18 protein-coding genes are annotated in these 22,528 nt (G+C 58.0%); 9 read left to right on the top strand and 9 right to left on the bottom strand.

The annotated features are described in order from the left end of the window. Positions 1 to 221 precede the first annotated feature (221 nt). Positions 222 to 458, top strand: coding sequence for a DUF3977 family protein (locus tag GT003_RS26325; protein ID WP_161703778.1), 237 nt, complete (start codon positions 222 to 224; stop codon positions 456 to 458). Between the two features lie 141 nt (positions 459 to 599). Here the strand turns inward: GT003_RS26325 and GT003_RS26320 are convergent, their stop codons facing one another. Then, positions 600 to 1,580: a helix-turn-helix transcriptional regulator gene (locus tag GT003_RS26320; RefSeq protein ID WP_161703619.1), complete on the bottom strand. Its 981-nt coding sequence runs from the start codon at positions 1,578 to 1,580 to the stop codon at positions 600 to 602. 258 nt (positions 1,581 to 1,838) lie between these two features. Here GT003_RS26320 and GT003_RS26315 point away from each other — a divergent pair, with 258 nt between their 5' ends. Continuing rightward, entirely contained in the window at positions 1,839 to 2,792 is a 954-nt protein-coding gene (locus GT003_RS26315; RefSeq protein ID WP_161703617.1) for a glycoside hydrolase family protein, read from the top strand. Positions 2,793 to 2,944: 152 nt separating this feature from the next. Here the strand turns inward: GT003_RS26315 and GT003_RS26310 are convergent, their stop codons facing one another. Further along, entirely contained in the window at positions 2,945 to 3,814 is an 870-nt protein-coding gene (locus tag GT003_RS26310; RefSeq protein WP_161703615.1) for an imm11 family protein, read from the bottom strand. Between the two features lie 276 nt (positions 3,815 to 4,090). On the opposite strand from GT003_RS26310, the gene GT003_RS26305 reads away from it, so the two are divergent. Further along, entirely contained in the window at positions 4,091 to 5,980 is a 1,890-nt protein-coding gene (locus tag GT003_RS26305; RefSeq protein WP_161703613.1) for a galactose-binding domain-containing protein, read from the top strand. A gap of 147 nt (positions 5,981 to 6,127) precedes the next feature. Here GT003_RS26305 and GT003_RS26300 read toward each other — a convergent pair whose 3' ends face one another. From GT003_RS26300 to GT003_RS26285, 4 genes are all read right to left on the bottom strand, one after another. Beyond that, positions 6,128 to 6,736 (bottom strand): GNAT family N-acetyltransferase, encoded by a 609-nt coding sequence (locus GT003_RS26300; RefSeq protein ID WP_161703611.1) that lies wholly within the window; start codon positions 6,734 to 6,736, stop codon positions 6,128 to 6,130. 948 nt (positions 6,737 to 7,684) lie between these two features. Further along, positions 7,685 to 8,461 (bottom strand): class I SAM-dependent methyltransferase, encoded by a 777-nt coding sequence (locus GT003_RS26295; RefSeq protein WP_161703609.1) that lies wholly within the window; start codon positions 8,459 to 8,461, stop codon positions 7,685 to 7,687. A 1-nt stretch (position 8,462) separates the two neighbouring features. Then, the gene (locus GT003_RS26290) at positions 8,463 to 8,783 is read right to left on the bottom strand and encodes a GNAT family N-acetyltransferase (protein ID WP_161703607.1); all 321 of its coding nucleotides are present in this window, start codon (positions 8,781 to 8,783) and stop codon (positions 8,463 to 8,465) included. Positions 8,784 to 8,831: 48 nt separating this feature from the next. Then, positions 8,832 to 9,761, bottom strand: a complete 930-nt coding sequence (locus GT003_RS26285) for an AraC family transcriptional regulator (protein ID WP_161703605.1) — start codon at positions 9,759 to 9,761, stop codon at positions 8,832 to 8,834. A 185-nt stretch (positions 9,762 to 9,946) separates the two neighbouring features. Between GT003_RS26285 and GT003_RS26280 the strand changes: the two genes are divergently transcribed. Next, complete coding sequence (locus tag GT003_RS26280) at positions 9,947 to 10,678, top strand: ThuA domain-containing protein (protein ID WP_161703603.1); 732 nt, start codon at positions 9,947 to 9,949, stop codon at positions 10,676 to 10,678. A gap of 280 nt (positions 10,679 to 10,958) precedes the next feature. Then, the gene (locus GT003_RS26275) at positions 10,959 to 11,105 is read left to right on the top strand and encodes a lmo0937 family membrane protein (protein WP_161703601.1); all 147 of its coding nucleotides are present in this window, start codon (positions 10,959 to 10,961) and stop codon (positions 11,103 to 11,105) included. Between the two features lie 569 nt (positions 11,106 to 11,674). On the opposite strand, the gene GT003_RS26270 is transcribed toward GT003_RS26275, so the two are convergent. From GT003_RS26270 to GT003_RS26260, 3 genes are read right to left on the bottom strand one after another with little or no spacing between them, the layout of a single operon-like run. Beyond that, complete coding sequence (locus GT003_RS26270) at positions 11,675 to 13,390, bottom strand: extracellular solute-binding protein (RefSeq protein ID WP_161703598.1); 1,716 nt, start codon at positions 13,388 to 13,390, stop codon at positions 11,675 to 11,677. Further along, positions 13,387 to 14,874, bottom strand: a complete 1,488-nt coding sequence (locus tag GT003_RS26265) for a response regulator (protein ID WP_161703596.1) — start codon at positions 14,872 to 14,874, stop codon at positions 13,387 to 13,389. Before GT003_RS26265 ends, GT003_RS26270 begins: the two co-directional genes overlap by 4 nt. After that, positions 14,849 to 16,690: a histidine kinase gene (locus GT003_RS26260; protein WP_161703594.1), complete on the bottom strand. Its 1,842-nt coding sequence runs from the start codon at positions 16,688 to 16,690 to the stop codon at positions 14,849 to 14,851. Before GT003_RS26260 ends, GT003_RS26265 begins: the two co-directional genes overlap by 26 nt. A 214-nt stretch (positions 16,691 to 16,904) precedes the next feature. On the opposite strand from GT003_RS26260, the gene GT003_RS26255 reads away from it, so the two are divergent. The 4 genes from GT003_RS26255 (at position 16,905) to GT003_RS26240 (ending at position 22,296) form a co-directional block, all read left to right on the top strand. After that, positions 16,905 to 18,380: an ABC transporter substrate-binding protein gene (locus tag GT003_RS26255; protein ID WP_161703592.1), complete on the top strand. Its 1,476-nt coding sequence runs from the start codon at positions 16,905 to 16,907 to the stop codon at positions 18,378 to 18,380. Positions 18,381 to 18,471: 91 nt separating this feature from the next. After that, a complete protein-coding gene (locus GT003_RS26250) occupies positions 18,472 to 19,380 on the top strand; it encodes a carbohydrate ABC transporter permease (protein ID WP_161703590.1) in 909 nt (302 codons plus the stop codon). Between the two features lie 12 nt (positions 19,381 to 19,392). Further along, on the top strand, positions 19,393 to 20,235 hold the full coding sequence (locus tag GT003_RS26245; protein WP_161703588.1) for a carbohydrate ABC transporter permease: 843 nt from the start codon (positions 19,393 to 19,395) through the stop codon (positions 20,233 to 20,235). A 24-nt stretch (positions 20,236 to 20,259) separates the two neighbouring features. Further along, positions 20,260 to 22,296: a DUF5107 domain-containing protein gene (locus GT003_RS26240; protein ID WP_161703586.1), complete on the top strand. Its 2,037-nt coding sequence runs from the start codon at positions 20,260 to 20,262 to the stop codon at positions 22,294 to 22,296. Positions 22,297 to 22,528: the final 232 nt, after the last annotated feature.

Genomic DNA, 22,528 nt, shown 5'->3' with positions numbered 1-22,528 from the left:
GTCCCGATGCGTTTTTTATACGGGGACTCTCTTGTCTGGCAGGGTTCGCAACGAACCTGCAGGGAACGAATCGAAATATCCATATTGGGGCCAGATCGGCGGGGTCGAGCGAGTCGGTTGATTGTCCGGTTGATTGGCCGAAAATTACCGGGGAGAGTATCGGGCGCGAGCACCCCATCATGGTCTACCGATTCTTGAAACAGTCCCAAGGAGTGATTGTTCTGAAGTATATCGAATTCGGCATCGGCAATCGATGGCTGGTGCGGACGGAAACCGAACTGGCCGATGGCACGGAGATTGAAGAGGAAGGAATCGTCAGGCCAGTCCGGTTCCATTCCCTGTATATTCGTATCTGGATTCACCAAACGGTATGGGTGCTCGATATGAGAGAAGGTTTCAAGCGAGCAAGAAAGAACCGGATAGCATTTAAGCTGATCGTGGGGATTACGAGTCATTAAGCAGCAGCGAACGCCGTACGAATCCCTGATTTATCACGATATTTCCCGCTGATCCAGTGTTCAGCTGCTTTTGTTACATGGACATAGTGCTTGATTACTTTTGTGTGCAATTGGATAATTTTCCTTCGTGTAGTCGCTCGTTCAACCCCGTACCTCGAACTGCTTTCGATAGGCCGAGGGGCTCAGCGAGACGGAAGCCGCGAATCGGCGGGCAAAATAAGCCGGGTCCTCGAAGCCGACGGCCGCTGCAATATCCGTTACGGGCTTATCCGTCGTAAGCAGCAGCAGCTTCGCTTGCTCCAGCCGGTATTCGTTCAAGAACTCGTTCGGCGTGCGGTCATAGACGGCGCGCATACATCGCGTAATATAGATCGGATGATAGTTCAGCTCCTCCCGCAGCCGCTCGTTCGTAACCGACTGCCGGTAGTTGGCCTTCAGCCACGAGGCCGTACGCTCCGCGAGCTTGGTCACCGCGGACTCCGTATGTTCCCCCTGCGCTTCCTTGCACAGGCGGAACAGCAGCCGGTGAAAGATCGTTTGCTGCCGCCAACTGCCGGCCAAGTCCGCACGCGCGCTCAACGCAAGCAAGCCGTCCATGTCGGCATACGTCTCCTGTGGATTTGCCAAGGCTGCATACCGCGGCAGACGCAGCTCGTATTGGTGGCCGAAATCGCTTGACTGCACGTGGTCGGCTAGACCTTCTTCCTCGTTCTTATCCGTGTCGACCCGGCTCGCGAAGCGTCCGCCAGCCGATCCGTGCAGTCCGCTCACGGGGCTCGATCCACTCGCCGAGTCTGATCCGCTCGACCCGCTTGCTCCAATCGATTCGGTCCACGGAGATCCGATTCGAAAATGAACCCAATAGAAATGCGTCTCCGCCTCGCAAGGCTTCGTCGGGTAATGGTGCAGATCCGGCCGCAGAATGAGCGCTTGTCCGGGCCCGACCCGCTTATTCGTGCCGGCCTCTCCTATATGCAGCGCGCCGCCGGTCACGACGATCAGATCGAAGACGCCGATCTGCTGCCGCTCGACATGCTGGCTCCCGGGCGGAAATACGTCCTGTCCCGCAGTCAGAAAATGGGGCAGCGGCGGAATTTGGATCATCAATTCGTTCAGCGGCATCTTCGATTCCTTCTTTCCTGCGAACGTTTCATTCCTTCAAGCCGATACGGGCCGTAGTAAAATAAGCGCTCCTATCTTAACCTCAGTAAGCGGCCGTGTCAATTCGTTCGCCGACGTTAGGGCATCCCGATCCCGAGGCTGCCAGCTGAAGATAAACTGGTTTCAAAAGTCCAAGCGATCGTTTGGATCATTGCTTGTTCGGTTCTTCACTCAGCGCTATAGTGGGACCTAGAGACGAATACCAGGAGGAATGAACGCATGAGCGAGAAACTATGGCAGCTATTCCAAAGCAACTATCGGCAAAATTGCCTGTCCTGGCACCACTCCGAGCATAATCCCGTCATCCCGGCAAGCGGCGATACCTGGCGGAGCGTCTGGGTCGCGAACCCGGATACGTTGACCTTCGGCGGCCGCCAGCTGCTCTATTATCGCGGCAACGGCATTCAACCCGGCACGGACGGACAGCGCCATGACCGTCTGGGCGTAGCCGAGATCGTCCGCGTGACGCGGAACACGATCGAGCTGCGCGATCTGAACGACGGCGAGCCGATCGTGGACGTCGGCGGTCCGGATGAATTCGACGGCAAGGACGTGCTTGATCCTTCGGTGGTTGCGTTTGGCGGCCGCGTCTACGCGTACTATTCCGCGATCGGAGCGGGTCCGGACTGCGTCGGACTCGCGGTCAGCGAAGACGGCGTGCATTTCGAGAAGGTCGGCAACATTATGGAGGGCCGCGCTCCCGCAGCCATCGTGAAGGACGGCTCTATCTATATGATCTATCAGCTGTTGGCGGATAACGGCTACCGTTTGTATCTGTCGCGCTCGAGGGACGGGATTCATTTCGAATCCGTATCGGACAAGCCGATTTTCGTCGGCGAAGCGGGCAGTTGGGATGCGCTGTCCATCGTAACGGCACGGCTGATGCAGGACGGAGATCATTTCTATATGATGTACGGCGGCAGCTCGTACCTTGCGGACGAGCCGGATTTCTTCGGCCTTGCCCGTTCGACGGATCTGCTGAACTGGGAGCGCCATCCCGGCAATCCGATCTTCGGCTGCGGCGCGATGGGGCAGGAGGACGGCGGCGCGATCTGGTTCCCGGCGCTGATCGAGACGGAGGATGCGTTCGTCATCCTGTACGAAGGCAGCCGCGGCAAATACAGCTGGGACATCTCCTCGCAGATCTGCATGGCGTCGATTGCAAAGGCGTAACGCGCTGGCACCGAAGCGTTTAATATCCGTGGCTTTGTAGAGACGAGAATGAGAAAAAGCTATTTCCGACGATCTTATAGGCCGGGAATAGCTTTTTTGGTTCTTTTAGTTCGGTATAGAGGGTTGATTTGTTATTGTGGCGTTGGCTATTTTTACGATTTCTTCCGACCGGCGAAGACGCCGTCGATTTTGTCCAGCAGTGCAGGCTTCTCCGGCAGCGGGTCTATGATCCCCCAGGTCAGGCTCAGCAGGATCGGCGGAATAAAATACGGATCGATCCAGTTGTAGGTGCCGTCCTGCATCAGATCGCCGAGCTGCAGACCGTTATCCGGGTCGTGGCGCATGGCCCACTTGCCGCTGTAGACGTCGATGCCCCTCTGCTCGCAATGATTCACGGCGGTCGAATAGTCGAATGTCATCGTCAGCGAGTCCGTCACGGCGTCGATCATGGCTTGATAGTCGGCTTCATGCTGCTGCCAGCTGTAGTCGGAATCCCACATTTCAATTAACTGATAGCCGGTAAGGTCCGAATTCGTAATGGCTTCATGCAGGACATCGCCGACAAACGGATATTGAACGAGCCGGTCGCCCTCGTGAAATCGGACTCTGAGCATGCGGTGCGGCTCGACCAGGCTCGCGTGAAACGCATATCGCTCGTATTCGCTCAACATGCCGTTGGACAGGCATTTCAACTTGCTGTTGGCGGCATCGATGCACGAGACGAGATTCAGCACATGGGCAAAATAAAGGGTTTCGCTCCCGTGGGGCACCGGCAGAAATTCGACTTCCCCTGGTTGCAGATGCCGCTCGAACAAGGCTTTCGCTTTCTGCGTCAAGAGAAGCGCGCCATTGTGGCATTTCAGAAAATCGGACGGCTGATCGCCCAGCGTGCCCGTCATTCTCGGAGGAATCCATGCGTTCGCTAACGGGTGGCCGGCAAAGGTCAATCTTTCGAAATCCTCGAATTGTTCGAATTGTATATTCGCGTAAGCGGGATGGTAATCAAGCAGCCACAGCTTCATCGGCAGGTCACGGTCTCCTCAAACATTGGTGGATTATTTTTTCCTTATTTTGGACGGATAACTATAATCCTAGCAGAATCGGCACGTATTGTCCTCTATGATTTCAGAGACCGGTAAAACGCAGCATCGAAACGGTAAACCGAGGCAATCCCATTCTTCCAATGAAGGCGCTATACTCTTCGTGCAAGCGGAGGTCATTCCAAGCAAAGGGGGATTCGATCGAGAACTCGGCTTCATTATGAAGGGCAAAACCTTATACGAGAGGGAGTGCAGGTCATGAGATCAATTAAATGGCTGGCGTCGGCCGCCATGGTGCTGGTGGTCGCGGCGGGCTTGCTGCCGGCCCAGTCGCTGACGCAGGTTCAGCGCGCGTATGCCGACAATCCGAATCACACGCTGGTGGGCGCCATTCGCTGGGATGCCTGGGTGGGCACGACGAACACGGACGGCGTGGGCGCGCCGCAGGTCGGGTTGCAGGTGGAGCAGACGCTGGGACCGAACAAGTATCATTTTCGACTGCCGTTCTTCGGGGTGGAGACGGGGACGAATTCCGTCAACGCGCGGCAGCTTACGCAGAGCTTGATGGATCAGGACATCGCCTTCGCGAAGTACGCGGGCATCGATTATTGGGCGTTCTGTTATTATCCGGATGGCAGCGGCATGGACACGGCCAGAAACCTGTATGATGCCAGCACGCATAAGAACGACGTGAAATACACGTACATTCTTGGAACGGGCGACCTGCCGTCCACGAAATTCGACTGGCTGGTGAGCAAATTCGCGGAGACCAATTACCAGAAGGTGCTCGGCGGCCGGCCGCTGCTGTATATCTTCGGAGGAACGGGCGGTTACAGCGCAGCGGACATGACTTCGATCCGGAACAAGGCGGCCGCGGCGGGGCTTGCGAGTCCGTACATCGTCGTCATGTCCGATAATTCGTCCGGAGCGTCGAGCGCGGCGTCCTCGATCGGGGCGGACGCGATCAGCGCCTACATTACGTGGGCCGGCGGCGGCGGAGCGTATTCGGGCTTGATGACGCAAGACCAGTCCAACTGGAACAACCATAAGGCGACGGGCAGGAAGGTCATTCCATGGGTGACGACGGGCATCGACACGCGTCCGCGGTACGACCATCCCGTAAGCTGGACGACGGTCGGACCGAACGACTGGGTCCAGACCGCGGCGCCTTCGGAGATCGCGGCGAACCTGACGAACGCGCTGAGCTGGGTGGGCAGCAACGCGTCGACGGCGGAAGCGAACGCGGTCATCATGTACGCGTGGAACGAGTACGACGAAGGCGGCTGGATCGCGCCGACGCTGTACGACGGCACGGCACGGCTCGACGCGATCAAGAACGTGCTGCGGCCGTCCGCCAATCCGTCGAACCTCGCGCTCGACCGCGATGCATACAGCAGCTCTTCAAACTGGGACGCCGCCCAAACGGCGGCCAAGGCGTTCGACAGCAATGCCGCTACCAATTGGCAGGCCGCTTCGGGCTCGGCCTATAACGGGCAGTGGGTGCAGGTGGATTTCGGCGCGAACACGAGCTTCAATCAAGTGAAGCTGTCCGAGTACGGCGGCCGTACCACCGGGTACCGCATCGAATACTGGAACGGCGCAAGCTGGGCGACGGCTTATACCGGCACGACGATCGGCGGCGCGGCGTCTCCTACGACGGTGACGTTCCCTACCGTGAAAGGCACGAAGGCGAGAATTTACTACACCGGAGGCAGCTTCACGCCGATTCTCTATGAATTCGAGATCAACCGCCAATACGTCAATCTCGCCGCGGGCAAGACCTATGCCAGCTCCTCGAACTGGGATGCCGCGCAGACGGCGGATAAAGCGTTCGACGGCAATCTCGCCACCGATTGGCAGGCGGCTCTTGGCTCCGCGTACAGCGGGCAGTGGGCGGAAGTGAATTTCGGCGCGAGCACCACGTTCAACCGGGTCGCCCTGGCGGAATACGGCAGCCGGACGACGGGCTACCGCATCGAATATTGGAACGGTTCAAGCTGGGCGACGGCCTACGCCGGCACGACGATCGGCGGGCCTGGCGCGCCGACGGCGGCGACGTTCCCTGCGGTGACGGGCACGAAGGCGCGCATTTACTACACCGGCGGGACGGACACGCCGATACTGTACGAGTTTGAAGTCACGAATTGACAGCAAGCTGAAAAAAGCCTGGCGGGCGAAGACATTCTTCGCTGCGCCGGGCTTTTGTTAGAGTAAACGTCGAGAGACGGAGCTGCTGCCCCGGGGGCACTGCGTTTGCCGACGATAGTCTCAACCGGCTCCCGGTTCTCGGCGCGTTCAACCAATGGGACCAGCTCCGTGTCTACTGGTGAGCAGCTGTTGCAATCGCTGCTGCACTTCCGGCCACTCTTCTTCCAGAATACTGTAAAAAACGCTGTCGCGGATATGTCCGTTATACAAAATCTTGTTTTTTCGGAATATGCCTTCCTGCTTGGCGCCGATTCTTAAGATGGCTTCGTTGGAACGCGTGTTGCGCAGATCCGCTCTGAATTGAACGCGGATGGTATGTAATGCTTCGAAACAATACCTCAGGAGCAAATATTTGCATTCCGTATTCACCCGCGTGCGCCAAACTTTGGAAGAATACCATGTCCAGCCGATCTCTGCGCTGCGGTCTTCGGTTGAAATGCCGAGCACTCTGGTCATCCCGACAAGTTGATTCGACGCTTTATCCAGCACGGCAAAGGGCAGGTCCGTTCCTCGTTCCCGGCCATCCAGCGCTTCGCGGACATGTGTCGTCATGTCCTCCAAGCCCTCCATCCGGCAGGGCAGATAGCTCCACACTTCGGGGCGGTCAATGGCGTTGAACAATGGCTCTGCATGGTCAAGGCGGAGCGGAAGCAGGCGGACGCGCTCCCCCTCCAGCGTAACGGCGTGTGATTCCATGGCTTGTCTCCCTCGGTTAATGGCATGAATGATTAGATAGCCTAAGCAGCCCCTGGCTAATGCCTCCTGAGCGCAAAAGAACAGCTTAATAACAAGCCTAACAGCGAGAATACGCCAGCAAAGTATGCCAATGCGCCGTAATGATGGTATTCCGCATCGTGATTAAGGACGAACCATAAGCCCAACATAAATATCCCCGTGAGCGTTAGCTGAATGCCTAACAGCACCATAAGTACGGGTTTAAACCATAAGGCGAACCAGTTGGCCAAGAAAATGATGACTAAGATAATGGGCAAAGTAAGAATGAGGCTGGGAAGGGTAGTCATGGCTAGTATAGGGACTCCTTTCAAAAGCTGGCAGCCTCACAGTAGGAACGAATAGCGTTGTGGGCTAGCCAAGTCGACCTAGGCAGTTCAGGTGATCAAAGTGACCTAGGCGATCAAGGCGATCTAGGCAATAAAAGCGAGCAAAATGAACAAGGGCGAACCAAGGCTGCGTAACGCTAACGCATGTCACAATCGCTAATGAGCTCCATTCAGGCGTTTGATTTTTCTAACGAATCTCAGACGCGCTATTGTACGATAAAGTCCGTTATTTCCCCCTATTTCGAAGGAATAACGCTTGTGAGAATCGTTAGCTTTGCGAAAGGGCCATTTCTCGCTGAATAAGCTTGCTGAGGTGCGTTAGCAAGGCGGGAGCAGGACGCGACGGCCAGGCGGCACGCCTTGAGCTCGCTCGCGCACCGCCCGTGCAAACGCCGTGCCCCGGCCTATCCCAATCGTGCCCCGTGCAACGCCGTGACCCGTGTACGCCGGCAACCCTTCCGCTTCCTCGCTTGAGGAAGCGCGTCCGTGCCCACGCCGTGGCGCACTTCGACACCTCAGTGTACTTCGCCCCTGTGCAGGTCGGCACGACTTGGTCCTCCACCCGCACCCCTCACGTTCCAACTCACAATTTCCGTGCCGTCACCACCGGCTGGTAATAACCGCTTTCCTCAGGCATCAGCCACTCGATCTCCGAGAACCCGACGGTGCGCAGCGCATGGCTCAATTCATCCCGCAATAAAGCTCTGTACCGGGTTTGGCTGTGCTTGGTGCTCCAGTGCCCGTCGGTTTCCTGCAGGATAAAATGATTGACCCGGTACGTCTTCGCGTCGTCCGCCCAATCCCATACTTGAAACACGATCCGTTTCCCGTTATCGAACGTGCGAGGCTGGGAAGCGCCGGGCTTCTCTTGCGCCAGCATATCGTAATCTCTCATCGTGAGCAGGAGCAGTCCGCCGGCTGTAACCTTGGCATGCATATTGCGCGCGGCGAGTGCCAGATCTTCATCCGTCAGCAGGTGGGGGACGGCATTATCCGCCGAGAGAACGACGTCGAACTCGCCGGCGACATCTTGCGCCAACGTACGAAAATCAGCCATGCCGAAAGGAATGTCAACGCCAAAAGACGCGGCTTCCCGCCTCGCCCGCGCTATGGATACCGGACTTAAATCCGTTCCAGTTACTCTGAAGCCATGCTGAGCCAGCCCGATCGCTTGCGTGCCGATCCCGCAGGAACAGTCCAGAAGCGAGAGTGCCGCGGCTTCGCGCGCCCCTCCGAGTCTCGCCTCGATAATGCGGCTTAACACGTCCCCTTGCCATGTAACCGCACGCTTCCAATCCGCGAATAAGAGATGGTAATCTTCCGTTAGCTCGTCATAGAAATCCAGAACCGACTCGTTCATCCTACTCACTCTCCCGCGGCGAAATGGCATATCCCCAAATAGCATCGTATTCCTTCCATAACATTGACATAAGGATGAGCGACTCATATCGGTCCCCGACTCGAAGACGTTCGCGAAGGGTGCCTTCGTAGACGAATCCGAGGGACGCGTAGACATGGCGGGCCCGTTCGTTGAACGCTTTGACGTCGAGCCATACGCGATGGGCGGACCGGGTATCGAACAGCCAGCGCAGCGCGAGCTTCAGCGCTTCTTTCCCGCAGCCCCGCCCTTTGGCTTGGACGACGATGCGTTGGATACAGACGGAATCATGCGGGTCCTGCAATGACTGCGGAGAAATTCGAAACGCTGACTTGCCTCGTCTCTAAACGCCTTACGCCCGCACCGCGGCATCCGCCCGCAGCCGGTCGCGGAACTGCTTCGGCGAGCAGCCGTTCAGACGGTTGAACAGCTGATAGAAATGCCCCAGGTTCGACATGCCGACCAGGGCTGCGGCGTCCGCGATGCTGATGTCGCTCGTCAGCAGCAGCTGCTCCGCGCGCTTGATGCGCTTGAAGACGACGAATGACGTGAACGTCATGCCCAGCGCCTTCTTGAACGATTTCATGAAATGCGCCGGGCTCATGTTCAGCAGGCCGCTGACGGCTTCGACGGACAGCTTCTCGCTCAAGCGCTCCTCCACGTAATGGATAGCGGGACGAAGTCTGTCGTACAGCAGATGATCATGGTAATGGAGCAGCTTGCGGCTGTCTCCCCGCAGGAGCAGCAGCAGAATCATCTTGATGCGGGAAGAGACCGCCAGCTCGCAGCCGATCTGCCGATCGTTCATCTCCTTGTAAATATCGCGAATCAGCGAGGCGATCCCCGCGCGGGCTTCCCGGTTCTCGCGGAAGATATAATTCAGCGCGCTGAGCGGCCGGATAATCTCCGCAAAATGCATCATGTTGTTTATCGTGCTGTGGTCCCAGTACGTGCGCAGGTTCAATTGAAAGACGAGATAGCTGAGCGGGCTGTCCTTCGTCTGCACGGTGGCATGGGGCTCGGCCGAGCCGAACAAGGCGACGTCGCCTTTGCGGAGCGGCAGCTGCTCATCCCCGTAATAAGCGGTCATCTCGCCGCGGAGGATGAGCAGGAATTCGATTTCGTCATGATAATTCCAGATGGGATACAGCGGTTTCCGGCCGGTTTGCTTGCTCAGGCGGAGTGCCCTGTCGTCCTCCCGGTCGGAATCGATCCGCCAGATCTTGATGGCGAGAAACGGATTCTGGTACGCAACGTGCTCATGGTGGATTTCGGCTGTCATCATGCGGCTCCTTGGATTCTATCAGTATGCGATGGCGTAAATCCAGTGTAGCATGAATCGGAGGTCTTGGACGCGGGATGACAGGATACCGTAAAAAAAACCCGCGATCTGCAATCGATCCCAAGCGACGCGTTCCTTATAATAAAAGCTAAATTGAACACCCTTACAGGAGGATCGAAACGAACATGACACAGCAGGCGATCAACGTCACGATTTGGAACGAATACCGACACGAGAAATTGAACCCGAAGGTGGGCGAAATCTATCCGCAAGGCATGCACGCCGCGATTGCCGAGGGACTGAACGTACAAGGCAAAGTGCGCTTCGCGACGCTCGACGAGCCGGAACACGGCTTGACGGAAGAAGTGCTGAACGACACCGACGTTCTGATCTGGTGGGGACATCTGGCGCATCACGAAGTGAGCGACGAGATCGTCGAGCGCGTACAGCAACGCGTGCTGCACGGCATGGGCTTGATCGTCCTGCACTCCGGTCACTTCTCGAAGATCTTCAAGAAGCTGATGGGCACGGGCTGCGACCTGAAATGGCGCGAAGCCGACGAGAAAGAGCGCATCTGGATCGTGAATCCGGCACATCCGATCGCGGCCGGCCTCGGCGAATACTTCGAGCTGCCGAAAGAAGAGATGTACGGCGAGCACTTCGACATTCCGCAGCCGGACGAGCTCGTCATGGTGAGCTGGTTCGAAGGCGGCGAAGTGTTCCGCAGCGGCTGCTGCTTCACGCGCGGCTCCGGCAAAGTGTTCTACTTCCGCCCGGGTCACGAGACGTACCCGACCTACCGCGATGCGAACGTGCGCAAGGTCATCGACAATGCAGTCAAATGGGCAGCGCCGGTAGGCCGCGAGTATCCGAAATACGGTCATGCTCAGCCGCTTGAAGAGATCAAAGCGAAGTAATCCGCTGCCGATCGTAAAGAAGAACGAGTAAAGCGCAGCAAACGAACCGAGCGTAATCCCATCCTTAAAGAAAACCGAATGAACCGCAGGCATGCGAGGCGGGTTCATTCGGTTTTTTTGCATGCGCGGCGCCTAACCGGGCAACGGCCAGTCCGGTTCTTGATGCGAGACTGACTGTCAAGATGTGCCTATTCTTGATGTTAATATTTTCCATGATTAATAATCGCTGATCGTGGTAATAACAACCCATGAATAGGATAACACGAAGGGGGACATGCACATGCTTTGGGGCGTATTCGTAATCCTGATGATACTGTGGCTTCTTGGTTTTAGTTTTCATATTGCGGGCGGATTGATTCACATTCTCCTCGTCATCGCGCTGATCGCGCTGATCTACAACCTGGTTGCAGGCAGAAGAAGCCGTTAGCCGAATGACTGCATTATCATGATATTCATGGGCCTGCATCGGCTCATACAGGGAAAGGCTGTCGAGAATGTCTCGACAGCCTTTCCTGTGTTCAATTAAGCCTGCTTGGCGAAGAAGACGTATTGCCGACGATACAAGTAAATATAGTAAGCATGCCAGCGCAAAACCTACTTGAAAACAGCTAACGATTGCACGAGCGGCTAATAGGCTCCAAATTGCCCTTTTCGACCGCTAACGTCTGCCAGGAAGCTTATTCCGAGATTTCCCCGTGTAAATCAGCTCCTACTGGCCCAATAGCGTCTCGTATAACCGTTAGAATATTGTTAGCTGTAATTGAAGTCGAATAGCACCGCTGGCAACCGTTAGATATCAGTCCACACTTATGTTGAAGACCGGCTGCACCATCACGTACACCACGCAGAACATCACGACGAAACACCACGCAGAACATCACACGAACCCTCACGCAACACCACGCAGAACATCACACGAACCACCACGCAACACCACGCAGAACATCACACGAACCACCACGCAACACCACGCACCATTACGCTTACGGAACGCGCCTACTCGATGCCCAATTCCTTCGCCTTCGCGTTCACTTCCTCGATCATTTTGTCCAGCCCCTTCGCTTTGTAGCCGTCCACGATCTCCTGCCAGATGGTCTCGACCGGCAGCTTGCTGATCATGACCCGGATCATGTCGTCGCTGTCGAAGATCGTGAAGCTGTCCTTCGTCGGCGTGGACAGGTCCGTGAGACGGCCGTCGTAGTCCTGCTTCTTGGTCATCTGCATGGAGTAGTCGAGCAATTCGTGCTGGGCGGCCTGCCCTTCGGGAGTAATGCTGACGTTGGCCGGATTCAGCTTGAACATGCCGTCCCAATCGAGCAGGTTCGCGAGGCTCGAGAAATACTTGTATTTCGTCAGCAGGCTGACGCCGGGGTCGACCATCTTCTTCGTCCCGTCGGCGGTTTCCGCGTAGTCGACGTCCTTCAGTCCGTAATGGCGCATATCCTTGAACTCGGGCGAGTTCATGTAATCGTACAATTGCAGAATCCGCGCCATCTTCTTGTCGCTGACCTTGGCGGAGATGTAGCTCTCCGACCAGAACGGCTTGAATACGGCGTGATACCGGTTGCCATCCACCGCGGGGAGCGGCTTCAGCACTTTGACGTTGTCGTAGAAACGGCTATCGCCCGGATGAAGCTTAAGCCATCGCTCTTGATAAATGTTGATGTCGACGCTTTGAATCGAACCGGCGATCAGAAGCGCGGCGGCCTTGCCTTGGGCGAATTTATCCCGGCCCATCTCGCCTCGGGTGGCGGGCAGATCCGGATCGATCAGCCCGTCCGCGTAGAAGTCCCGCAGCAGCCGGAGCGAGTCGACGGCATGCTTGGAGAAGACGGCGGGAATGAATTTCCCGTCTTCCTTGATCCACTTGAAGTCGCTGCCGCTGCCGTCGCTCGTCGCCGCGGGCGAACTGTACAGCCAGAACAATCCGCCGAGCAGCAGATTGTTGACGCTCGTCAGCCCCGTGATCCGCTTGCGTTCGGGATCCTTGGCGACGATCGCCGCGAGCATGGCCCGGAATTCCTCCCAGGTCTCGGGCTCCTTGGCGATGCCGGCCTGCTGCGCGAGGTCCCAGCGGTAGATGACGAGCCTGTCGAGCACGTTGTAATCGGTGCTGTCGTACGTCTTGCGCGGGATGAAATACAGCTTGCCGTCGTCCTTCAGCTTCGCGGTCTCCGAGGTGGCCAGATACGCCTTCAGATTGGGATAGGCGGACAGATCGTCCGGAAGCGCCCGGATGGCGCCGCGATCCCGCCAGTCGTTGTAGTACCGGGAGTTGATGGCGTCGCTGGAGAAGATATCGGGCAGCTGCCCCGTCGAGGCCCAGATCTGAAACTGCTGCATATAGTTCTCGGTCGTAATGGGAACCGGTTTGATCGTAATATTGAGCTTCTGCTCCATCTGGTGCACGAGCGGGTCGTCGGCCGTCATGTTCTCGGCGAGATCCCATAGGGCGACCGAGATATCCATATGCTCCGACAACGGACCGGAACGCGGCGGGATGGAAGCGGCGGGAAGGGCGCTCTGGCAGCCGGCGATCAGGGCGATCACGGTGGTAAGCGCCGCCAACGCGGCGGCTCGGCGCTGCATGCCGTTCATTCGCGCCCTGCGCGCCATTCGTTTCATGCGGTCCCAATGGGTCACTCGTTTCCCGCTTATCGCAGGCTGATCCCCATGCGCTGGCTTCAATAGCTTCATGTCGTCGTCCATCATCGTTCCTCCGCCTCGCGTACCGGCGCGGCGCCGCCGGAATCCGATTTCTCCTGGAGCCGGTACTGCCGCGGCGTGAGCCGGGCATGCTTCTTGAACGTCCGGATAAAGTAGAAGTAATCCCGGAAGCCGACATGCTCCGCCACCTCGCCAATCGACAGCCCCGAATCCCGCAGCAGGACCTTGGCTTGCTGGATGCGGACCTTAGTCAAATAATCGGTGAACGTGACCTTCATTTCCCGTTTGAACAGCTGGCTCAGATAGTTGGCGTTCATGAAGAACCGTTTCGAGATGCTTTGGATGGAAATATCGGTGCGATACTGCTCCTGGATGTGCTTCACGATTTCCTTGAGATTGGCGTGCTCGGTCCGGTTCTCCTCCCGAATCGGGGAGGAGCCGCCGGTATCCCGAAGCAGCTCGATCAGGCTCCCGATCATCGCGTCGAAGCCGCGGTAGAGATGGAAGAGCTGCTCCTTGCTGAAAATATAATCGTCCTCCGGCGAATTCACCCGTCCGTAGGAGACGTGGAAGTAGACGATATTATAGATTTTGAGCGCGTGATGGATGCGCAGGCAGCGTTTGTTCGCCGGCAGCAGCATGTCGCCGAGGAGCGTAAGCAGCAGCGCGGCGTTCTTCTTCGAGATCGCTTGTTCGAGGCTGCGGACGAGCCCGTTCGCCTTTTCTTCCCCCGAATCGCCGTCCCCGCATTCCTCGCGCTCCCCGTAGCAATCGTTACGGCCTTGAATGAAGAAGTCCCACGCCCTTGCGGTCGCTTGCTCGATCGTCCGGATCATCGCGCCCATGTCCCGTTCCGAGCGAACGATGCCGATGCCGAGAATGCCCTCGGGAACCGGCGCTCCCAGGAGGTCCGCCGCAGGGCCGCCGTCCGGATATTGCACGAAATAACCGCAGCGCGCGCTTCCCAGATGGAAGCTGATCGTCTTCGTTCCAGCGGGAAACGTCAACCGTCCCTTGCCGATGGCTACGGCGACGTGAACGGTGTCCGCGAGCAGCCCGGCATCGGACAAAATCTGCAGGAAGGCGTCCCGCGACGTCTCGGTCGGCTGGTCATCCATCAACTCGAGCAGATGGCTTTCGCGCTTCAGCTTGATTTCGCCGATGGTTTTGGCTGCGGTCCGCAGCAGCGTCTCGATCTCGTAGTCGTCGAACGGCTTCAGGCAATAGCCGAGCACGCCGTAATTCAGCGACTTCTGGACATAGGCGAACTCGGCGTAGCCGCTGATGACGACGATTTGAATATCGGGGTCCAGCGTCTTGATGCTCTTGATGAGCTCCAGGCCCGACATGCCCGGCATGCGGATATCGGTGAACACGATATGCGGCTTCAGGTCCGCCACCAATTGAAGCGCTTTCGCGCCGTTGTTGGCTTTGCCCGCGACGCGGAAGCCCGATCGGCTCCAGTCCACGCCGGCCTCCAAGCTCTTGATTACCAGGTTCTCGTCATCCACTAGCAGCACGTTGTACATCGCCGTTCCCTCCAGGTTGTCGAATGTCGCCGGGCATCTTGAGCGTAATGCGGGTTCCGGAGCCGGCTTCGCTCTCGAACGTCAAGCCATAGCCCGAACCGTAGGTCAACCGCAGCCGATTGTTCACGTTCTGCAGCCCGATGCTGTCGTTGCGGGAGAGATTGTGGCCGCCTTGGCTTAGCGAGGACGGCTCCTCGCGCAGCCGGTTCTGAATGTCCCGCAGCAGATCGGCCTCCACGCCGATGCCGTCGTCCTCGATTCGAATGACGAGCGTGGACGCGCGATCGCCGGCGACCCGGCCGCTGATCGTCAGCAGGCCCTTGGTCGTCTTCGGCTCCAGGCCGTGGAAGATGGCATTCTCGACGAGCGGCTGCAGGATCATCTTCATGACCGGCGCCCGAAGCGCCTCCTCCGTGAAATCGTACCGGACGTCGAACCTTCCCTCGAAGCGGATCAACTGCAGGAAGACGTAGGATTTGACCGCGTTCAGCTCCTGGTCCAGCGTGACGTAGCCGGAACCCTTGATGCTGTAATGGAACAGCTTGCCGAGCGCTTTGGTCATATCCACGATCTGAGGAGCTTCGACTTCGAGCGCGACGCCCTTGATCGACTCCAGCGTGTTGTACAGAAAATGGGGATTGATCTGGCTGCGCAGATAAGCGCTGGCGGCTTTCTCCTTCTCGATCTCCGCTTCGAGCAGGTGGGTGGTCGTCTCGACGAGCTTGTGGGTCAAGGCATCGATCTCGCCCAGCATCCCGTTCAGCTTCTCGGCGACGACCTCCATCTCGACGTTGCCTTCGAGCTGCAGCGTCATTTTGAGATCCTTGATCCGGCCGGATTTGATGCCGTTAATGAACTTCACGAGAATTTGGATCGGCTGCAGGATGTTGTTGATGATGACCGCGAAAGGAATCGCCATCAAGGCCAGCGCCAGCACCACGATCAGGATGCTCCGGGTGCGCACGGCGCTAAGCTCCGCCAGCAGCGCTTCCTCCGGCACGAAGCTGAGCACGGAAGCCTGAATGGGGTCCAGCTTCTGAATCTGAATCGCCCCCTTGACCCCGCCGACGTAATCCGTTCGCTTCCGCTCGCCGTCCGGATCGCTGCTCATCGCGCGAATGCTTCTTGCGATGTCGGGCGAATGGGTGTCCGGGAACACTTTGCCGTAACGGTCGATCAGGAAGAAGCCTACGCCAGGCTCGGCATTCGTCTTGTCGGCGTCGAAGAACATGGCGTCCACGTTGGCGATAACGGCGATATAACCGATCCGGCTGCCGCCCGCGACGCCGCCGATATCGATGGCATAGATGTTCTGCGCGAACACCATGCTGTTCTGCAGGCTGCTGCTGTAGCTGAATTTCTCCAGGCCGCTGACGAAGGAGGACTTGCTGCCGAGAATGCCGGCTTCGAGACGCTGCACGTAGGAGATGCCGCCGTTCAGGCTGTACTTCGTGCCGCTTGCCCCGATCAGGACGATGTCCTCGATGCCTTTCCGGCCGGCCTTGAGCGAGATAATCTTGCGGTCCAGCTCCTTGGTCATCTCGTACGAGAGGCTCGGATCGTGCTGGACGAGGAATTTTTGGACAAAAGGGTCGAAGCCGAGATTCAGCATGATCTGGGCGATCTCGTCCGTCTTCTGCGAGAGGGAGACCTGGAATTTGCGGATCGTCTCTTCCGAATATTGGTTGTTGTTGTGGATGACGATGCGGGAGGTCTGGGCGTAGAGCGAGTAGATGATGATGAGCATGATGACGAGCATGCCGCCGACCGCGATCATAATCTGAGTTTTAATGCGCAATTTCTTCAGCAGCGTCACGCGGCAACACCTCTCTGGCGGGCAGGAATTATAACGGTTCGGAGCGTTCAAGTCTATGTAGGGTGATTATATCATCTTTCTTTTCGGTTGAATCGCTTCCGCGCGCACTCCTAATCTGCGTCCATGTTTTCCTAACGGGGAGACATACTTTGGGCGCCGTGAATTCCCTATACTCACACTTGTAGGCGATTACCGACCATAGGGGGAATGGAACATGAACAAGGGGAGCAGGGCATTCGCGACCGCATTGGTGTCCACGATGCTGGCGGTTACGGCATTGGCGGGCTGCGGCTCGTCGAACGATAAGGAGCATTCGGCCAATTCGAACGCGGCGGCGAACGGAGCGGCAGCGAACGGTAACGCGGGGGCGAACGGTAACGCGGGGGCGAACGACAACGCCGCGGCAAACGATGCCGCAGCGAACGATGCAGGCGCGTCCGGCACGACGGACGCGGCCAAGCTGTCGGGCAAGGTCGTCTTCTGGTCGATGTGGAGCAACACCGAGCCGCAGGCGAAAGTCATCGACGAGGCCGTAGCCGATTTCGAGGCGGCCAATCCGGACGTGGACGTGGAAGTGAAGTACAACGGACGCGACATCAACAAGCTGATCAAGCCGGCGCTCGAGAGCGGCGAGACGATCGACGTGTTCGAACAGGATCCCGGCTCGGCGCTGTCCAATCTGAAGGATCACGTGCTGAAGCTCGACGACCTGCTCGCGCAGCAGGGTATCGGCAGCGACGGCAAGACGGTGAAGGATTCCATCATTCCGTCCCTGCTCGGTTGGGTCAAATCCCTTGCCGTGCCGGCGGGCCTGGACGAAGGCTATTACGCGATCCCGCAGCAGCCGTATGCGGTCTTGTTCTTCTATAACAAGGCGCTGTTCCAGAAGGTCGGCATTACCGCGGTTCCGGCAACCTGGGAAGAGTTCCTGGCGGACTGCGAGCTGCTCAAGCAGGCCGGCATCGAGCCGATCACGTTCGACGACGCGTACCGCGATCTCTTCATCGGCGGCTACTTCGGAAGCGCGATGGGCAGCGATTGGACGGACGGCCTCGTCAAGGATACGACCGGCGAGCTGTGGAAGGATCCGATCGTCAGCCAATTCGCGAACGACATGAAGCTGCTTGAGGAGAAGGGCTACTTCTCCAAGAAAATCGCGGGCAACAAATATCCCGCCGGCCAGCAGGACCTCGCGCTCGGCAAGACGGCGATGTACCTGAACGGCACCTGGCTGCCGAACGAGATCGCCGCGACGGCAGGGCCGGACTTCCAATGGGGCTCCTTCCAATTCCCGGACGTTTCGAACGGCAACGGCAAGGGCGGCCGGCAAGGGCTGTCGTTCGGCGCGCAAGGGCTGTTGATCAATAAGAACAGCAAGAACGTGCCGGCCGCGTTCGAGCTCTTGAAGTATCTGGTCGGCAAGAAAGCGCAGGAAGGCATGGCGTCTCAAGCCGTGGCGATCCCGGCGACCGTCGATTCGACCTGGCCGGCGCCGCTCGAGGAAGCGAAGGTAGCGTTCCAGAACGCGAAGTCCAACATGCCATGGGGCTTCGGCATCGATAACGGCGGGGACTTCTCGACGGGGACGGTCATTCCGGTCTTCATGGAGCTGGCGACGGGCAAGCTCGCGCCGGACGCCTACGTAACCAAGATGGCGGCGGAAGCGAAGAAATTCTACGCCGGCAAATAAAGGATTCGGACGGGGCGCGGCGGCTTCTTGAAGCACCGTGCCCCGATGTCCGATCGACGCAGCATGGTGGATTCGTTTCGGAGGTGACGTCATGAAAATGAACAAATCGATTATCGCGCTTTTCCTGCTGCCGGCGGTGCTGATCTATCTCGTTATTTTCCTCTATCCGACGCTGCGGACGCTGGCGATGAGCTTCTACGATATTCCTTCGCTCTCCAGCCAATTCGCGGAATGGCACTATGTCGGCCTGCTCAACTATAAGGATTTGATGCACAGCCCTTATTTCGTCTCCTCCATGAAAAACGTGCTCGGCATCTGGGCCATCGGCGGGGTGCTGATCTTCGCCTTTGCCTTCCTGTACGCGGTTATCCTCGCCTCGAAGGTCCGCGGCACGCACTTCTGGCGCTCGGTCATTTTCCTGCCCAACACGGTGTCGGCCGTCGTCTTGTCGGTGGTGTGGCTGCAGTATATTTTCAATTCGAGTTACGGCTTGCTGACGACGGTATTTAGACGTCTCGGATTAACGGCGCTTGCTGATATACAGTGGACGGACAACGAGCATATTTATTTCTCCATGATCATCGCGTTCAGCTTCGGCTCGATCGGATATTTCATGCTGATCCTGAATGCCGGCATTAACCGGATTCCCGGGGATTATTACGAGGCCGCAACGCTCGAGGGAGCGAGCCAGCGGGTCAAGTTCTTCGCGATCACGCTGCCGCTGCTTCGGGATGTCTTCCGCACGACGCTGGTGCTATGGACGATCACGGCGTTTAACTTCTTCGTCTGGTCGGCGACGTTCGGACTGGACGATCCGCATACGGTGACGCCTGCCTTCTACATGTATCAGAAGGTGTTCGGCCGCGGCAATAACGTATATGTGGAGGATGCATTCAACGTCGGATCCGGCGCGAGCGTCGGCATCCTGATTACGCTTGCGACCTTGATCGCATCCGCGCTGATTAGCCGTCTATTCCCGAAAGACCGGCTGGAATACTGAGGAGGTGGTAGTATGCGAAGCAGAACGGCGAAACGGATCGGCAGCTTGCTGCCGGCCTATATACCGCTTTATGCGTGGCTGATCTTCACGATTATTTTATTCGGGTGGGTGATTCTGGCCTCCCTCAGCACGACAAGGGACATCTTCACGAATTCGCTGCTTGGCAGCGGCATTCATTGGTCCAACTACAGCGGCTTGTTCAAGGACCAGGGAATGGGCCGGTATTTCGCCAACAGCGTCGTCTACACGGTCGTCTCCTGCATCGGCATCATCGCGGTGGCGGCACCGGCCGCTTACATACTGGGCCGTGCCCGGTTCAGAGGCCGCGCGCTCGCGAGCACGATGTTCATGTCGGCGCTCGCGATTCCGAGCATTCTCATCACGATTCCGCTGTTTTCGGTCTTCGTCGCGCTGAAGCTGACGGGGTCCGTCGTGACGCTGGTGATCGTGTACATCTGCACGAACGTGCCGTTCGGGGTGTTCTTCCTGACGGGCTTCTTCTCTTCCATTCCGAAGGAGTTCGAGGAATCCGCGGCGATGGACGGGTGCGGGCCGATCCGGACGTTCGTCTCGATCATTCTGCCCGTCGCGCAGCCCGGCATCGTCACGTTATCGATCTTTAATTTCCTCGGCGTGTGGAATGAGTACTTCTATGCGCTGATCTTCGCCAACGATTCGAGCGCGCGCACGCTGGCGCTTTCCCTGCAGTCCATCGTGTACGGATTCGCCAACACGGGCAATTACGGCGGCATATTCGCGGCTTGCATGGTCGTGTTCCTGCCGAGCTTCGCCGTGTACCTGTTCGTGTCCAAGCGGATTATCGCAGGGCTGACCGTCGGCGCGGTTAAGGGATAACAACATCTGGAGAGGATGCGGACCATGAAAGTCACGACGGCAACGCTCATGATCGAAGGGGCGGAATTGGAAGGCGAGAATCCGCTGCCGATGTTCCGGAACAGGAACCCGCACCGCGAGGTCTCCGATAACGGAAGCCTGACGGCGGAGCGAATGAAAGGAATGGGCGAGAACGCGGGCGAGCGGTTCCTGCCGTATCGGATGCAGGATCGCTATTCGAGAGGGCGGAGCATGATCCCGCTCAAGACGATCGTGCTGGAGAACGACGCGCTGCGGGCGGTCTTCCTTCCGGATTATGGCGGGAGGCTGTATTCCCTCAGGGATAAGCGGGCAGACAGGGAGATTCTCTATAAAAATCCGGTGTTCCAACCTGCGAATCTGGCCATTCTGAACGCGTGGTTCTCCGGCGGGATCGAATGGAATATCGGGCATGTCGGGCATACGTTCACGACGTGCTCGCCTGTTCATGCCGCCGCGATGACGGATGCCGAAGGGAACGAGTTTCTTCGCCTCTACGAATACGAGCGATGCAAGAACCTGTGCTGGCACATCGATTTTCATCTGCCGCCAGGCGCCGAGCAATTGCAAATCTACGTGCGGATCGTCAACGACAACGACCGGCCGGTTCCGATGTATTGGTGGACGAACATCGCCGTGGAGGAAACCGAGCGCGCCCGCGTGTTCGCTTCGACCGGCGACGTCATCTACATCGACCCCGCGAACCAAGGCTACGGCTTCGACCGGCTGCCCGAGCTGCCTTCCGTGCCTGGCGCCGATGTCTCTTATCCGCAGGGATTCCCGTATTCGAGCGAATATTTCTTCCAAACGCCCGCCGCCGAACGCGCTCCGTGGGAAGCGGTGGCCTACGAGGATGGGAGATTGTTCTATGAACGCTCGACTTCCAGGCTTCGGTACCGCAAAATGTTCTGCTGGGGCAGCCATGCCGGCGGCAGACGCTGGTGCGACTTCCTGGCGAAGCCGGGCGAGGGTGACTACATCGAAGTGCAGGGCGGCATGGCGCCGACCCAGCTCCACGATATCGAGATGCCGGCGCAGGCCGTCTGGGATTTCACGCAGCTCATCGGCATGAGCGATATGGAGACGGAGCGGGCTTGCCAGGACAGCTGGGAGACAGCCAACGCCTATGTTGGCCGGTACATCGAAGACAAGCTCAGCGACGAGCAGGTGTACGCCGTTCACGAGCGGCTGCAGTCTTATGCATCGGCGGCGCCGTCGACAGCCCTGCACGCGGGCTCCGGCTGGGGCGCGCTGGAGCGGCTGCGGCGGGAACAGGAGGAAGGCCGGGGGATGCCGGACGGCTTCGTGTTCGCCGAAACGACGCTCGGACCGGCCCAAGATCCGTGGTTGGCGCTGCTGCGGGAAGGTTATGTACCGGCGCATCCGGTCGACGAGGCGCCGCCGTCCTGGATGGTGCAGGCGGAATGGCAGCGGCTGCTTGAAGCGAGTCTGCGGGAAGGTGCGGAGCCCGATCGGAGAACATGGACCGCGCTGCTGCATCACGGAGTCATGCTCTTCGAGCAGGGCAGGGAGGACGAGGCGATTGCCGCGTGGGATGCCTCGCTGGCTGCGCAGCCTTCTGCTTGGGCGTACCGGAACTTGGCGGAGGCCATGCGGTTGAGGGAAGAAACGGACATTGCGCTGCTGTATATGGAGAAGGCTTACGAGATCGCGAACGGTTTTCCCGACAGGGCGTTCGCCGAAGAGTATTTGAAATGGCTCATTCAGGCCAACCGGTTCGAGCGAGCCTGGCGCGTGTACGAATCGCTGCCGGCGTCATTCGCCGAGAGCGACCGCATACGGATCATCGTGGGCGCGGTCGCCTTGGAGATGGACAACGATGCTTACATGGAGCGGCTGTTCGAGACGGAGTTCGCCGTCATCCGCGAGGGCGAAGTGCTCATTATCGACCTCTGGTACGGCTACAACGCCAAGAAGCTGGCCCGCGAGAGGAAGATCGGGCTGACGCCGCGGCTGCTCGAAGAGGCGGCCGAGCGGTTTCCGCCGCCGAGAGCGATCGATTTCAGAATGATTGGCGGGTAAGCGGACGTTGAAGGCCGCGGATGCGCCGCGCGAATAAAGTTGGAGATTGATCGCGTAACGAAACAGCAGCAGCGAAGGACTGAAATGATATGCTCCCCATACGGTAGACAGGTGAAATAATAAAACCTGTTATCGTTAGGGGAGTTTTTTATGTCTCTAGGAAAGTATAGTGCTTTGGAGAAACTTGCTATTCTCGAAGAAGTATCAAATGGGGAAATTGGTTTTCTGGCAG

Source organism: Paenibacillus sacheonensis (assembly GCF_009909195.1).
Lineage (GTDB): Bacteria > Bacillota > Bacilli > Paenibacillales > Paenibacillaceae > Paenibacillus_Z > Paenibacillus_Z sacheonensis.
This window is presented reverse-complemented; position numbering and strand designations above follow the sequence as displayed.

Bases quoted from the DNA above. Each gene is read 5' to 3' on its own strand.
- GT003_RS26265 (WP_161703596.1), bottom strand. From the start codon at position 14,874: ATGTACAACGTGCTGCTAGTGGATGACGAGAACCTGGTAATCAAGAGC.
- GT003_RS26255 (WP_161703592.1), top strand. From the start codon at position 16,905: ATGAACAAGGGGAGCAGGGCATTCGCGACCGCATTGGTGTCCACGATG.
- GT003_RS26275 (WP_161703601.1), top strand. From the start codon at position 10,959: ATGCTTTGGGGCGTATTCGTAATCCTGATGATACTGTGGCTTCTTGGT.
- GT003_RS26320 (WP_161703619.1), bottom strand. From the start codon at position 1,580: ATGCCGCTGAACGAATTGATGATCCAAATTCCGCCGCTGCCCCATTTT.
- GT003_RS26240 (WP_161703586.1), top strand. From the start codon at position 20,260: ATGAAAGTCACGACGGCAACGCTCATGATCGAAGGGGCGGAATTGGAA.
- GT003_RS26300 (WP_161703611.1), bottom strand. From the start codon at position 6,736: ATGGAATCACACGCCGTTACGCTGGAGGGGGAGCGCGTCCGCCTGCTT.
- GT003_RS26310 (WP_161703615.1), bottom strand. From the start codon at position 3,814: ATGAAGCTGTGGCTGCTTGATTACCATCCCGCTTACGCGAATATACAA.
- GT003_RS26315 (WP_161703617.1), top strand. From the start codon at position 1,839: ATGAGCGAGAAACTATGGCAGCTATTCCAAAGCAACTATCGGCAAAAT.
- GT003_RS26305 (WP_161703613.1), top strand. From the start codon at position 4,091: ATGAGATCAATTAAATGGCTGGCGTCGGCCGCCATGGTGCTGGTGGTC.
- GT003_RS26295 (WP_161703609.1), bottom strand. From the start codon at position 8,461: ATGAACGAGTCGGTTCTGGATTTCTATGACGAGCTAACGGAAGATTAC.
- GT003_RS26285 (WP_161703605.1), bottom strand. From the start codon at position 9,761: ATGACAGCCGAAATCCACCATGAGCACGTTGCGTACCAGAATCCGTTT.
- GT003_RS26270 (WP_161703598.1), bottom strand. From the start codon at position 13,390: ATGATGGACGACGACATGAAGCTATTGAAGCCAGCGCATGGGGATCAG.
- GT003_RS26250 (WP_161703590.1), top strand. From the start codon at position 18,472: ATGAAAATGAACAAATCGATTATCGCGCTTTTCCTGCTGCCGGCGGTG.
- GT003_RS26245 (WP_161703588.1), top strand. From the start codon at position 19,393: ATGCGAAGCAGAACGGCGAAACGGATCGGCAGCTTGCTGCCGGCCTAT.
- GT003_RS26280 (WP_161703603.1), top strand. From the start codon at position 9,947: ATGACACAGCAGGCGATCAACGTCACGATTTGGAACGAATACCGACAC.